Raw genomic sequence first — 12,582 nt, forward strand, 5'->3', positions numbered from 1 at the left:
AGCGGCAGGCAGGAGGAGGGCGCGCGGTGGCTGAGAAGGGGATCAAGACGCAGGACTGGGCGGCGTTCCGGGCCGAGGCGCAGCGGATGCTGGAGGCGGCGCTGGACCAGATGCAAGAGGCGGCGGAGCGCCCGTGGCAGCCAGTGCCGGAGGACATTGATGCGCGCTATGCGGTGACGGCGGAGGCGCGCGGGCCGCAGGAGACCGTGGACCGGATCATCGGGGACGTGCTGCCCTATCACGGCGGCAATATTCATCCGCGGTTCTGGGGCTGGGTGCAGGGATCGGGGCTGGCCTCCGACCTGATCAGCTCCCTCGCGGTGGCGGCGGTCAATGCCAATATGGGCGGGCGCGATCACGGCGCGAACTATATGGAGCGCGCGGTGGTGGACTGGACGCGGGCCAGGATGGGGATGCCGGAGAGCGCCAGCGGCATTCTGGTCACCGGCACCTCGCAGGCGACGGTGATTGCCTTTCAAGCGGCGCGGCTGCGGGTGCTGAAGGACCTGCGCAAATCCGGGCAGGGCGCGGTGCGGCTGACTGCCTATGCAGGCGAGGGCGTGCACAATGCGACGCTGAAGGCGGTGGAACTGCTGGGCATCGGCTCGGACAACCTGCGCAAGGTGCCGTTGGCAGATGGCAAGCTGGACTGCGCGGCCCTAGCCCGGATGGTGGCAGAGGACAAAGCCGCGGGCGCGGTGCCTTTTCTGGTGGTCGGCAACGCGGGCACCGTGGATCTGGGGCTGTTCGACGACCTGAATGCCTTGGCGGATGCGGCTGCGGAGCTGGGGCTGTGGCTGCATGTGGACGGGGCCTTTGGTGCCTGGACGCGGATTGCGGCGGAGCCTTACCGGTCTTTGAGCGATGGGATCGGGCGGGCAGACAGCATTGCTCTGGATTTTCACAAGTGGATGTATGTGGGCTATGACTGCGGCATTGCGCTGCTCCGCAATGAGGATGAGCACCGGGCGGCCTTTGCGGCGCGACCGGCGTATCTGGAAGGGGCCGAGCGCGGGCTGGCGGGCGGCGAGCCGTGGTTCTGCGACTACGGCATTGACCTCAGCCGCGGCAACCGGGCGCTGAAAGTCTGGACGGCGCTGGAGACCTATGGCGAGGCGGCGTTCTCCGAGGCGATCACCGGCAATTGCGAGCTGGCGGGTTTCATGGCGGCGGAGGTTGAGGCGCAGCCCCATATGGCGCTGGGGGCGCCGGTGGTGTCGAACGTCTGCGTGTTCACCGCGCGCAGCGATCTGGAACCGGACGCGCAGTCGGCGCTGAACGCGCATATCGCCCAGGCCCTGCAGGAAAGCGGCGAGGCGGTGTTCTCGACCACCCGTGCGGAGGGCCGCGTGATGCTGCGCGCCGCGATCACCAATCACCGAAGCCGCGAGGCAGATGTTCGGGCAGCGATTGCAGCGGTGGCGCGGGAGGCGGCGAAGTAGAGCAGGGCGGTGGTGCCGCCAGGCTGAGAATCTGTGACGTTCGGTTTCGTCTTTCCGTATGATCTGAACCCGCTACTCTCCGGGCCAGACAGTCAGGGAGAGAGACATGGCCTGGATCAGGACCGTTCCGTTTGAAGAGGCAACCGGCAAGCTGAAGAAGCTCTATGAGCGGGTGACCGGGCCGGGGGGCAATGTCGACAACATCATGATGGTGCACTCCCTGCGGCCGCATTCGATGGAAGGCCATATGGCGCTCTACAAGAATGTGCTGCACCACACCGGCAACAAGATCCCCAAGTGGTTCCTGGAGGTGCTGGGGGTCTGGGTATCGTCGCTGAATGATTGCGCCTATTGCGTTGAACACCACTTTGCCGGGCTGCAGCGGCTCTTGGGCGATACGGAACGCGGTCTGGCGATCCGGGCCGCGATCGAGGCGCGGGAGCCGGAAGCGGCCCCGCTGGAGCCTGCACAAGTGCTGGCAATGGGTTATGCGCGGATGCTGACGGAGGAGCCGTCCAGCGTGACAGAGGCGGATATCGAAGCCCTGCGGGAAGCCGGGTTCGAGGATGGCCAGATTCTGGAGATCAATCAGGTAACCGCCTATTTCTCCTATGCCAACCGGACGGTGCTGGGGCTGGGGTGCTCTACCAAGGGGGATGTGCTGGGGCTGAGCCCGAACAATTCGGAGAACCCGGACGATTGGGGGCATAAATAGGGGCGCTGCCCCTCGGCCCCTTTGGGCCTCACCCCGGAGTATTTGAGACCAGAAAGAAGCAGGCGGCCCGTTGCGGCCGTCTTTTTTGTTGTGCAGACGGCTAATCTTTTGATGCAGGTCAGGGCGGGGGAACGGTCGCGGTATTAAGGTTGCGGCGCAGATTGAAAGAGGGAGTTTTTGATGGACGCCGCAGTGAAAAAGAGTGCCGGTAAAACCGCAAGCCCAGTGCCGGTTCAGCCCCCCGCCAGCGCCTCGGCCGAGGCCCGGGGGCCCAGTGCCGAGGACATCCGCCGGGCGTTTGAGAGCGGCAAGTACCCGTATCCCAAGAAGATGCAGCGCAAGGCCTATGAGGCGGAAAAAGCACGTCTGCAGGCAGAGTTGCTGAAGGTGCAGCTGTGGGCGCAGGAGACCGGTGAGAAGTTTGTTCTGCTGTTCGAGGGCCGCGATGCCGCGGGCAAGGGCGGCACCATCAAGCGGTTTACCGAGCATTTGAACCCGCGCTCTGCCCGGGTGGTCGCCTTGAACAAGCCCTCGGATGAGGAGCGCGGCCAGTGGTATTTCCAGCGCTACGTGCGGCATCTGCCGACCAGCGGCGAGATCGTGTTCTATGACCGGTCCTGGTACAACCGCGCGGGCGTCGAGCGGGTAATGAGTTTCTGCGAGCCGAACGAATACCTGGAGTTCATGCGTCAGGCGCCGGAGTTTGAGCGGATGCTGGCGCGGTCGGGTATCCGGCTGTACAAATACTGGTTCTCGGTCACCCAGGCCGAACAGAAGCGGCGGTTCAATTCGCGTGAGACCGATCCGCTGAAGCAGTGGAAGCTGTCGCCGATCGACAAGGCGTCCTTGGGCAAGTGGGATGATTACACCGAGGCCAAGGAGGCGATGTTCTTTTATACGGACACCGCGGATGCGCCCTGGACGGTGATCAAGTCGAACTGCAAGAAGCGCGCGCGGATCAACTGCATGCGGCATTTCCTGGCCTCGTTGGACTATCCGGGCAAGGATCCGGAGATCGCGCGGGCACCGGATCCGCTGATTGTCGGCCAGGCGCATCATGTGATCCACCAGTCCGATCACATCCTGGGCAAGGCGCTGCATCCTGAATCACGGACGCGCTGATCCCCGCTTGCGGTGCGGCCCGGCGCTTGCGGGGCCGCGGAACTGGGCTTAAGTCTTTGGGCATGAAACATCTTGCTCCACTTCTGGCACTTGCGCTGCTGGCCCCTGCGGGTGCCGGGGCGCATCCGCATATCTTTGTCGACACCGGAATGAAGCTGGTGGTCTCGGATGATGGGCAGTTGCAGGCGGTGGAGATCACCTGGGCCTATGATGAGTTCTATTCGCTGCTGATCTTTGAGGACCGGGGGTTGGACAGTGATTTCGACGGCAGCCTGACGGCAGAGGAACTGGCGCAGCTGCAAGGGTTTGACCTGGCCTGGAGCGAGGGGTTTCAGGGCGACACCTATCTGACCCTTGGCGGCGAGGCGCTGGGTCTGGGCGCGCCTGAGCATTTGTCGACCGAGGTGAAGGACGGGCGGATCACCACCCGGCACCGGCGGGTTCTGACACAGCCCCAGGAAGCGGACGGGGTGGTGATCAAGGCTTATGATCCGACCTACTACACCGCCTATACGGTAAACCAGGGGCTGGACGTGACGGGTGGCTGCCAGGGCAGCATCACGCCGCCCAACCTCGATCAGGCTTATACTCTGGTGGAAGAGCTGCTCTATGCGATGCCGGCAAATCAGGCAGAGGAGGCTTACCCGGAGGTGGGTGAAGCCTTTGCCGATACCGTGCGCTTGAGCTGTGGCGCGTAAGGTGAAGATTTTCTTAACAATTGCGGCGCTGGGCGTGGCGGCGCTGGCTGTGTGGCTTTGGGGCTTTGGCGGTGCCGGGGCGGTGTCCGTTTGGGCGGCCGAGGGCCAGCGCGAGGCGCAGAATGCGATGGCGCGGGGGCTGCGGGCGTTGCGCGCCGGGGAGCCGGGGGCGCTGATGGCGCTGTTGTCCTTATGCTTTGCTTACGGGTTCTTTCATGCCGCCGGGCCGGGCCATGGCAAGCTGGTCATTGGCGGCTATGGCATGGGCAAGCCGGTGCCGCTCATGCGGCTGGCGGGGCTGGCGCTGGCGTCCTCGCTGGCGCAGGCGGGTACTGCGGTCTTGCTGGTGGCGGGCGGGCTGATGCTGCTGGACTGGGGGCGCGAGCAGCTGACCAGCGCGGCGGAGGATGTTCTGGCGCCGCTGTCATACGGGCTGATTGCGCTGGTGGGCCTGTGGCTGCTGGTGCGGGGTGTGCGGCGGCTGCTGGCGAGCGGCCCGGTTCAGGTGGCAGGCCATGCAGGGCACCATCACCACGGGCACAGCCATGAGCATCACCATCATGATCATGATCATGATCATACTGACGGGGTCTGCGCCTCCTGCGGGCACCGGCACGGGCCGACGGTGGAGGAAGCCGCCAATGTGCACTCGCTGCGCGATGCGCTGGCGATCATCGGTGCGGTGGCGCTTAGGCCCTGTACCGGTGCGGTATTCCTGCTGCTCTTGACCTGGCGGATGGGGGTGCTGTGGGCCGGGATTGCCGGTGCCTTTGCCATGGGGCTGGGCACCGCCACGGTGACGGTCGCAGTGGCGGTTGCAGCCGTCACAATGCGCAAGGGGGCGCTGGCGCAGATGCAGGGGACCGGCGCGCTGCGGGCGGCGGCGGTGCTGGAGATCCTTGCAGGTGCTGTGGTGGCAGTGCTGGCCAGCCAGATCATGCTGCGGGCGTTGTAGGCCTCAATCAGCCAAAGCACTGTCCAGCAGGGCAAACATCGGTTCCTGCGTCAGGTAGGCCGACATCAGCGCACCCATCGGGGCGGCTTGCTCGCGGGCTGACATTTCGTGCCAGAAGGTCAGCGACTTGCGCTGCAGCAGTGCGCCGTGGGGATGGGCCTTGCCATAAGGGGCGGGGACGCGTTTCAGCTCCGGGTCCCTGGCTGCAAACCCTTTGAGCGCGAGGATGTCCACCAGTGCCGCGGTTTCATCGCCGAAGGCGCCGTCGATGGCCTGCCGCCAGCGCGGCATCTGCGCCTTGCTGAAGCCCATGATGCCGCCGCCAGCGGTGCAATAGTCCGGTGCGATGCCGAAGAACAGCGCGCAGCCTGCGCCGTTCAGGGTCCACATCATGTGCAGGTGAGTGTTGTACGGCGTCTTGTCCTTGGAAAACCGCACGTCGCGCTGCGGGCGGAATAGCTTGGCGGTGACTTGCGCGCCGCTGCGGCGGCTGATCGCCTGCGCCACCTCGTCCATCAGCAGGAGCGCGGGGGATTTCAGCTGCGCCTCGTACCGGTCCTTGTGCGCAGTGAACCAATCCCGGCTGTTGTTCTGCGCAAGCTCCGCCAGAAAGGCACGGGCGTCAGGGATCAGCTGGGCAAAGGCGTCGGTCATTCAAAAAGGCTCCTGCAAAGGGTTGCATGTGCAGAATACCACCATGAGCCTGTGCGCAGGCAAGGAAACTCTTCCCTTGCCGGGGCGTTCGGGGGCGCCTAAGGCTGGCAGGATGAGCACGTTAGCGACCAAACATTCCGAGATGCCCCTGCGCGGACACGCGCGGGCGATTGCCGTTCTGGGCCTGCCGCTGATCGGCGGCCATGTGGCGCAGTTTGCCATCGGCCTGACTGATACCGTCATGCTGGGGTGGTACGGGGTGGAGGAACTGGCGGCGGTGACGCTGGGCTCGTCCTATTTCTTCTCAATCTTCTTGCTGGGTTCCGGCTTTGCCTTTGCGGTGATGCCGATGGTGGCAGCGGCGGCTGGTGCCGGGGAGGAGCGGCAGATCCGCCGTTCGACCCGGATGGGGCTGTGGCTGTCGCTGGCGTACGGCGTGGCGGCGATGCCGCTCTTGTGGTGGTCGGAGGCGATCCTGCTGGCGCTGGGGCAGGAGCCTAAGGTGGCGCATGACGCGGCGGAGTACCTGCGGATTGCCGGCTGGGCGCTGTTTCCGGCGCTGTTGTATATGGTGGCGAAATCCTATCTGGCGGCGCTGGAGCGCACTCAGATCGTGCTGTGGCTGTCGGTTTTTGCCGCGGTGATCAATGCGCTGGTGAACTATGCGCTGATCTTTGGCAACTGGGGGGCGCCGGAACTGGGGATTGCCGGGGCGGCGATTGCTTCCTTGGTGACAAATGGCGTGTCCTTTGTGCTGGTGCTGGCTTATGCGCTGAAGGTGCTGCCGCAGCATGAACTGCTGAAGAACTTCCACCGGCCGGACTGGGAGATGCTGGGCAAGGTGTTCCGCATGGGCACCCCGATCGGGCTGACGACCCTGGCGGAAGCCAGCCTGTTTGCGGCCTCAGCCATGATGATGGGCTGGCTGGGCACGGTGCCGCTGGCCGCACACGGCATTGCGATCTCGCTCGGCGGGCTGACGTTCATGGTGCATCTGGGCCTGTCCAATGCCGCGACCATCCGGGCCGGCAATGCCTTTGGCCGCGGCGACCGGGAGCATCTGGCGCGCGGCGGCAAGGTGGTGACGGTGATGTCGCTGCTGGTCTCGGCAGTGGCGATTGTGCTGTTCCTGACCATTCCGGATGCTCTGATGTCGCTGTTCCTGGATGCCGAGGATCCACAGAAGGATCAGATTCTGCTGATTGGCGGCGTGCTGCTGGCGGCGGCGGCGCTTTTTCAGCTGATGGACGGGATGCAGGCGGTGGCGCTGGGCCTGCTGCGCGGGGTGCAGGACACCGGCGTGCCGATGGTGATTGCAGCGCTCAGCTATTGGGCGGTGGGCATCCCGGCCTCCTACGTCTTCGGCTTCCTGCTGGGCTGGGATGGCTTGGGGGTCTGGATGGGGCTGGTTGCAGGCCTGACCACGGCGGGGCTGTTCCTGATGCTGCGGTTCTGGCGCCGCTCGATCCTGACGGTGGGGGCCGCGGCCTGAGATATGCGCCTGCCCCATGGAGGGGCAGGCGCCGTATGGCTCAGTTCACCGGCTGGGACAGGACCGTTGCTCCGAGATAAGTGAAGGCCGTCAGATGTGCCTTGTTGAACTGGCCCACCTGTTCCAGCACGCCGGGATTGGCGGCGCGGAAGGCCTCGGCCTCTGCGCCAGAGCTGTAGTAGAGGAAAGTGATGTCATCCGGGCGCAGAGTGCCCAGGGCTGTGGCCGGGGTCAGCACAGCCTCTGTCTGCCAGACGTTTTCGAGATCTGAGATGACGCTGCCAAGGGTGGTGAGATCGGCAGCGCGCTGTTCCGTGTCCAGATTGTTGTAGTGTGAAAGCTTCACGATATATTCGGCCTCCGCATCTGGTGCATCAGCTGGAAAGAGCGTCAGGCTGCCCTCGAACAGCACCGGCTGCTGGCCGTGGCGGGCCAGCAGCGCGCTGGCGCCAGAGGCAGAGAGCGCACCCAGGACCGGGCTGGCGCAGCGGTAAAGGCGGAAGCCCTTCATTTGCGGCCAGTCCAGCGGGCCGAGGCTGCCGGAGATCGTGCCGGAGCGGTGCAGGCTGCACCCTGCGTCCTGGAGGAGCGGGGCGGCAGCCGGATCCCAATGGGTGAGAGCTGCTGCGGGCTGTGCGGGCCAGGCAAGGAACAGGCCGGTCTCGGCCAGTGCAGGCGTTGCTGTGGAAAGGGCGGCGGCGAAAGCGAGGGGCTTCATATGCGTCTCCTCAAACTTCAAAGCTGACAGGCCCGCGGCCGAAGACGCTGGCGGCAGGTTCATCCGGGGCGGCCTTGGCGGCGTTAAGTGCATCCATGGCGCCTTTGACAAATGCCAAGGGATGCGCAGGCACCGGCATCCCCGGCGCGAAGCCGTTGAAGCGGGCGGTGAAATGCTCCTGGGTCCAGGTGACGTCGATGCTGGCGGCCTCCGCGTTCTGATACTGGATGCCAAGGCTGAGGCTGCCGGTCATCACCTCCGGCACATCGGCGGATTTCAGGGTGAGCTGATAGGTCATTTCGGTGTCTCCGTTGCTGTGATGGGGAATTGCTATCGCGGACGGAGGCGTTAGAATATCTACCAGATTGGAACCGCTTTGGAACAAATTTGTACCAATGGAGAATTGGGACGATATCCGCATCTTTCTGGCGCTGGCCGAGGGCGGCACAATCCGTGGCGCAGCGGAGCAGCTGGGCGTAACCCATGTGACGGTGACCCGGCGCATCCGGGCGCTGGAGGCGCGGATCGGGGCCACATTGTTCGAGCGCAGCCCGGCCGGCCATCAGCTGAGCGAGGCGGGGCGGGCGGTGCTGCCCAAGGCGCTGGAGGCGCAGAGCAGCATCCGGGATCTGGAGCGGCAAGTGCTGTCGATAGATGCCAAGCTGAGCGGCCCGGTAAGCCTGGCGCTGCCGGAGGCGGTGGCAACGGTGCTGATTGCGCCGCTGTTGCCGGAGCTGCGGGTGCTCTACCCAAAGATCACGCTGCGGCTCTTGCTGTCGGACCGTTTGGTGAACCTGGCGGGGCGGGAGAGCGATCTGGCGCTGCGGCTGACTGCCAGCCCGCCGGAGACCGCCTATGGGCGCCGCGTTGCCCATAGCCCGCTGTGTGTCTATGCGGCGCCTGCCTATCTGGAGGTGCGGCCGGTGCCGGACCGCTGGATCGGGCTGGACTACGGGCCCGCGCGGACCCTTGAAGGCACTGCAGACACGCACATCCAGGCCAACAGTATCCTGGCGATGGCGGAACTGCTGAAGGCGGGGCTGGGGGTTGGGGTGCTTCCGTGTTTTCTGGGGGACAGCCACGAAGGGCTGCAGCGGCTGCCGGGCGCAGAGGTGAAGCCGGACCTGGATCTGTGGCTGCTGGTGCACAAGGATCTGCGGCAGATGGCGCGGGTGCGGGCGGTGGCGGATTTCATTGCCGAACGCCTGAAGCCGCTGCGGCCGGTGATCGAAGGTGCATCGGTAGCGTCTTGACCGCCCCTGTGCGGGCTGGGAGGCTGGGCGGAAACACGAAAAACAATCGGAAAGGGCAGTTTCAAAATGATGACAGATGACGACAAGCGCCTGCTGCGCATCGCCTATGAGGAAGCCAAGGCGGGATTCGAAGAGGGCGGCTGCCCGATCGGCTCAGTGCTGGCGCGGGGCGGCCAGGTGGTGGCGCAGGGGCGCAATCAGCGGGTGCAGAAGGGCGACCCCATTGCCCATGGCGAAATGGATGCGCTGCGCAAGGCCGGGCGGCAAAAGACCTACCGGGACACGGTGCTTTATACCTCGCTGTCGCCCTGCATGATGTGCAGCGGCACCATCGTGCAGTTCGGCATTCCGCGGGTGGTGATCGGTGATACGCAGAACTTTGGCGGCAACGAGGACTTCCTGCGCTCCAAGGGCGTTGAGGTGATGATTGCCGAGGACCCGGACTGCATCGCGCTGATGGAGCGGTTCATTCGCGAAAAGCCGGAGCTGTGGTCCGAGGATATCGCCGAATAGGCCTGCCCCCGTCTGTCAGCTGGTGAAAAACTCCAGCGTGCCGATGTTCTTGGCACGGACGGCGAATTTGCTTCCGTAGTGCTTCTGGTCGATCCCGCCCAGTGCATTGCGTAGCTCCGCGCTGATGCGGACCGGCCCGATTTGCCCGCCCTCCATCACGTCTTCCTGATGCGCCTGTTCCAGCCGGGCGGCCTTGTTCACCTCCGGGCCGATCAGGGTGAACTGGTGGCGGGTGGCGGAGCCGAAATCGCCGCTGAGAACGTAACCGGCGTGCAGGCCGATGCGCAGGCCGAGTGCCTGCTTGCCGATGGTGATGCCCGCCACGGCGGCCACCGCTTCCTCGGCGGCGCGCAGCGCGGAGGTGCAGATGCTGCGGGCGGAGCCGTCAGCGGTTCCGAGCACCCAGAAGGCCATCAGCCCGTCGCCGATGAACTTGTCGATATGGCCGCCATGCTGCTGGATCGGCTGGGTCTGGGCATTGAAGAACCGCTGCACGATGTCGGCGATCCGCTCCGGCGGCGTTCTGGTGGTGTAGCCGCTGAAGTTGACAACGTCCGAGAACCAGATCACCGCCCGGTCCACAGCATAGCCGGTCTGCTGGCCCGCGCCGGCCTGCATCCGGCGGCTGAGCGCGTATTCGTTGGTGTAGGCGTGCAGGATGCGGGTGTCATCGGCCAGCTGCTGGCTGAGCGAGGCTGTGCGGCGGCTGGCGCTTCGCAGCTTGATCGAGATGATCTTGGCGATGTTGCGCCAGATCTTCCCGGCTTCCGGATGCTGTTCAATCTTGGCCTTGTCGACCACCAGCACCTCGACGCTGGTCTCATTGGCCGCCAGGTCATAGATCCGCTGGTAGCCGTTGCCGACCAGATGCTGCTCTCCGACCACCTCGTTGCGGCGGCGGACAAACAGCGTGTGGCCGTCTTCCCGGATCGCAACGGAGCCCTCAACCACGATCCAGAGGCAGGTCGCCGGATCGCCGCGGGAGCAGAGATGCTCGCCTTCTGCAAAGCGGAAGGGGCGGGCGTCCAGCAGGTCGGGATCGAGCAGATCATCGGCCAGGCCGCACATCGCCATGGCCTCCGCATAGCGGGACCCCAGCGTGTTCAGTTTCTCGATTTTCGGTTTCATGGCAGTACCGCAACGGCGGCTCACGGGAAGATGAGGCTAGGTGCGGAGTCTAGCAATAATCCTGCGAGCTGGCCTTAACCTCGGTTGCGTTGCGGCAAAACGCGAATTGCTGAGTGCGGTTTGGTTCCCGGCTCCGGTGCATTTTCCGCGGGGCGGGCGGAAAGCCGCAGGAACGCCTGCCGGGCCTGCGCGGACAAAGGCCGACCCGGCTGTGAGGGCGGTAACCTGCTTATTTGAAACGGGAAAAACGGCGCTGTTGCGCCGGGGTTTTGGCCGGATGCGGTTGGGGGATGGTGCCGCGACCGGGCACGTCCTAGCTGTTTGCCACGGCTCGCGGGACACACCGCGGGCTGCAACAAACCAAATGATGACTGGAGTGTCTCACATGAAAAAGTTTGCCCTGACCGCCGCCGCTGTTGCTGCTCTGACCGCTTCGCCGCTGGCTGCAAAGGACCTGGCTGCAGAGCTGGACGCAGATGGCAACGGTACTTTCTCGCTGGAAGAGCTTCAGCTTGCGTTCCCGGAGCTGACCGCGGAAACCTTTGCCACCATTGATGCCAATGCGGATGGCGAAGCCGACGCGGAAGAGGTCACAGCGGCGATGGAAGCCGGCGTTCTGGCCAACGCGGGCTGATCCCGGGCTGAACCGCCAGTGTGCCGTCACTTGCACCCCTCTTGCCTTTCGGGGGGAGGCGCATAGTCCCTTCCAGCCGCGCAGGTGGCGGCACAGCGCAGGAAAGGCCCCGCGGATTGCGGGGCCTTTCTTTGAATCCGGCGGGGTGGCGGATGCGGTGCATTTCCCGTCGGGTTTCGGGGGCAGCCGCCGGCGGCTTGCCTGTAGGGTCTGCGCAGATTTGAAACCGCAGCGCCGGGCAGCCACGCGCCCGCGCCCTCAGGAGGCCCCCCCGATGTCCAAACCGATCGTTCTTATCACCTCGGCCACCGGCCGCATCGGCCGCGAGTTGGTGGCGCGGCTGGCGCAAGGGCAGCAGTTCACCGTGCGCGCCTGCTACTTCAGCGAAGCCAAGGCGGAACAGCTGAAGGCGCTGGGAGCCGATGAGGTCGTGAAATTCGACCTGTCGGATCCGGCCACCTGGGACGCGGCGCTGGAGGGCGTATCGGCGGTTTATTCCGCCTCGCTGGATCCGATGCTGGAGGGGCATCTGAACTTCTGCAAGGCGCTGGGGGCGCGCAAGGACCAGATCAGCCATGTGGTGCGCGTCAGCTGCATGGGGGCGGATACCAATACCGCTGATTATGATGCGGATACCCATGCGTCACGCGCGGGCGCTGGCATACCGCTGATGCTGCAGCACTACTGGTGGGGCGAGAAGGCGCTGATTGATGCGGGCCTGCCTGTCACCGCGCTACGCAACAACTTCTTCATGAATCACCTGTTGAAGACCGACTGCGAAACCATTGAAAACGAAGGCTGGTTCTCCAACCCGCTGGGAGCCATGCGCAATTCCTTTGTCGCCACTCGCGACATTGCCGAGGCGGCGGCAGTGGTTCTGGCCGAAGGGCCGGAGCGGCACGGCAACAAGTTCTACGACATCACCGGCCCGGCGCCGCAGTCGATGGCGGAAATTGCCGCCGATCTGGGCCGCGCGATGGGCCGGGAGATCGAATACCGCCCGCAATCCATGGAGCAGTTCGAAGCTGATTTCGGCGCCACGCGGGCGGAATTCTTTGAGTATCTGACCAATGGCTTCTACACCCGCTGCAGCCCGGATTTCTACAACATCACCGGGCACAAGCCGACGTCTTACTACGATTACCTGACCACCAAGGGGGCCAGCGGCGAGACCGGCCTGGAAGAGCTGTGGCAGGGCAACCTGTGGAAGAAGGGTGTCGATGCGATGAAGGAGGCCGCCGCCGCCAAGGCGTCCTGA

At 64.9% G+C, this 12,582-nt stretch carries 14 protein-coding genes; 10 read left to right on the forward strand and 4 right to left on the reverse strand.

All coding sequences use genetic code 11. The features are described from left to right. Positions 1-26 precede the first annotated feature (26 nt). The 5 genes from RA24_RS06950 (at position 27) to RA24_RS06970 (ending at position 4,932) form a co-directional block, all read left to right on the forward strand. Positions 27-1,442, forward strand: coding sequence for a pyridoxal phosphate-dependent decarboxylase family protein (locus RA24_RS06950; protein WP_039190681.1), 1,416 nt, complete (start codon positions 27-29; stop codon positions 1,440-1,442). Between the two features lie 106 nt (positions 1,443-1,548). After that, complete coding sequence (locus tag RA24_RS06955) at positions 1,549-2,157, forward strand: carboxymuconolactone decarboxylase family protein (protein WP_039148851.1); 609 nt, start codon at positions 1,549-1,551, stop codon at positions 2,155-2,157. A gap of 180 nt (positions 2,158-2,337) precedes the next feature. Further along, entirely contained in the window at positions 2,338-3,279 is a 942-nt protein-coding gene (gene ppk2, locus RA24_RS06960; RefSeq protein WP_039148848.1) for a polyphosphate kinase 2, read from the forward strand. Between the two features lie 62 nt (positions 3,280-3,341). Next, the gene (locus RA24_RS06965; protein WP_039148845.1) at positions 3,342-3,977 is read left to right on the forward strand and encodes a DUF1007 family protein; all 636 of its coding nucleotides are present in this window, start codon (positions 3,342-3,344) and stop codon (positions 3,975-3,977) included. A 1-nt stretch (position 3,978) separates the two neighbouring features. Further along, positions 3,979-4,932, forward strand: a complete 954-nt coding sequence (locus RA24_RS06970) for a nickel/cobalt transporter (RefSeq protein ID WP_039190841.1) — start codon at positions 3,979-3,981, stop codon at positions 4,930-4,932. A 3-nt stretch (positions 4,933-4,935) separates the two neighbouring features. On the opposite strand, the gene RA24_RS06975 is transcribed toward RA24_RS06970, so the two are convergent. After that, on the reverse strand, positions 4,936-5,586 hold the full coding sequence (locus RA24_RS06975; RefSeq protein WP_039190682.1) for a TIGR02453 family protein: 651 nt from the start codon (positions 5,584-5,586) through the stop codon (positions 4,936-4,938). 112 nt (positions 5,587-5,698) lie between these two features. Between RA24_RS06975 and RA24_RS06980 the strand changes: the two genes are divergently transcribed. After that, positions 5,699-7,078 carry an MATE family efflux transporter gene (locus tag RA24_RS06980; RefSeq protein ID WP_052269552.1) on the forward strand — a complete coding sequence of 460 codons (1,380 nt, stop codon included), beginning with the start codon at positions 5,699-5,701 and terminating at the stop codon, positions 7,076-7,078. Positions 7,079-7,118: 40 nt separating this feature from the next. On the opposite strand, the gene RA24_RS06985 is transcribed toward RA24_RS06980, so the two are convergent. Together RA24_RS06985 and RA24_RS06990 are read right to left on the reverse strand one after the other, a co-directional pair. Next, the gene (locus tag RA24_RS06985; protein WP_039190686.1) at positions 7,119-7,796 is read right to left on the reverse strand and encodes a hypothetical protein; all 678 of its coding nucleotides are present in this window, start codon (positions 7,794-7,796) and stop codon (positions 7,119-7,121) included. Between the two features lie 10 nt (positions 7,797-7,806). Then, entirely contained in the window at positions 7,807-8,094 is a 288-nt protein-coding gene (locus RA24_RS06990) for a hypothetical protein (protein WP_039190688.1), read from the reverse strand. A 97-nt stretch (positions 8,095-8,191) separates the two neighbouring features. Between RA24_RS06990 and RA24_RS06995 the strand changes: the two genes are divergently transcribed. After that, on the forward strand, positions 8,192-9,049 hold the full coding sequence (locus RA24_RS06995) for a LysR family transcriptional regulator (protein ID WP_039190843.1): 858 nt from the start codon (positions 8,192-8,194) through the stop codon (positions 9,047-9,049). Positions 9,050-9,115: 66 nt separating this feature from the next. Then, positions 9,116-9,562: a nucleoside deaminase gene (locus RA24_RS07000; RefSeq protein ID WP_082020330.1), complete on the forward strand. Its 447-nt coding sequence runs from the start codon at positions 9,116-9,118 to the stop codon at positions 9,560-9,562. 15 nt (positions 9,563-9,577) lie between these two features. On the opposite strand, the gene RA24_RS21715 is transcribed toward RA24_RS07000, so the two are convergent. Further along, positions 9,578-10,690, reverse strand: coding sequence for an adenylate/guanylate cyclase domain-containing protein (locus tag RA24_RS21715; RefSeq protein WP_052269553.1), 1,113 nt, complete (start codon positions 10,688-10,690; stop codon positions 9,578-9,580). 385 nt (positions 10,691-11,075) lie between these two features. On the opposite strand from RA24_RS21715, the gene RA24_RS07010 reads away from it, so the two are divergent. Then, positions 11,076-11,324, forward strand: a complete 249-nt coding sequence (locus tag RA24_RS07010) for a calcium-binding protein (protein ID WP_019295632.1) — start codon at positions 11,076-11,078, stop codon at positions 11,322-11,324. Between the two features lie 274 nt (positions 11,325-11,598). After that, positions 11,599-12,582, forward strand: coding sequence for an NAD(P)H-binding protein (locus tag RA24_RS07015; RefSeq protein ID WP_039190690.1), 984 nt, complete (start codon positions 11,599-11,601; stop codon positions 12,580-12,582).

This window comes from Leisingera sp. ANG-M6, assembly GCF_000813905.1.
In the GTDB taxonomy this organism is placed as follows: Bacteria; Pseudomonadota; Alphaproteobacteria; order Rhodobacterales; family Rhodobacteraceae; genus Leisingera.

Coding starts and splice junctions, on each gene's coding strand:
- RA24_RS07010 (WP_019295632.1), top strand. CDS start 11,076: ATGAAAAAGTTTGCCCTGACCGCCGCCGCTGTTGCTGCTCTGACCGCT.
- RA24_RS06955 (WP_039148851.1), top strand. CDS start 1,549: ATGGCCTGGATCAGGACCGTTCCGTTTGAAGAGGCAACCGGCAAGCTG.
- ppk2 (WP_039148848.1), top strand. CDS start 2,338: ATGGACGCCGCAGTGAAAAAGAGTGCCGGTAAAACCGCAAGCCCAGTG.
- RA24_RS06965 (WP_039148845.1), top strand. CDS start 3,342: ATGAAACATCTTGCTCCACTTCTGGCACTTGCGCTGCTGGCCCCTGCG.
- RA24_RS06985 (WP_039190686.1), bottom strand. CDS start 7,796: ATGAAGCCCCTCGCTTTCGCCGCCGCCCTTTCCACAGCAACGCCTGCA.
- RA24_RS21715 (WP_052269553.1), bottom strand. CDS start 10,690: ATGAAACCGAAAATCGAGAAACTGAACACGCTGGGGTCCCGCTATGCG.
- RA24_RS06980 (WP_052269552.1), top strand. CDS start 5,699: ATGAGCACGTTAGCGACCAAACATTCCGAGATGCCCCTGCGCGGACAC.
- RA24_RS06995 (WP_039190843.1), top strand. CDS start 8,192: ATGGAGAATTGGGACGATATCCGCATCTTTCTGGCGCTGGCCGAGGGC.
- RA24_RS06975 (WP_039190682.1), bottom strand. CDS start 5,586: ATGACCGACGCCTTTGCCCAGCTGATCCCTGACGCCCGTGCCTTTCTG.
- RA24_RS07015 (WP_039190690.1), top strand. CDS start 11,599: ATGTCCAAACCGATCGTTCTTATCACCTCGGCCACCGGCCGCATCGGC.
- RA24_RS06990 (WP_039190688.1), bottom strand. CDS start 8,094: ATGACCTATCAGCTCACCCTGAAATCCGCCGATGTGCCGGAGGTGATG.
- RA24_RS07000 (WP_082020330.1), top strand. CDS start 9,116: ATGATGACAGATGACGACAAGCGCCTGCTGCGCATCGCCTATGAGGAA.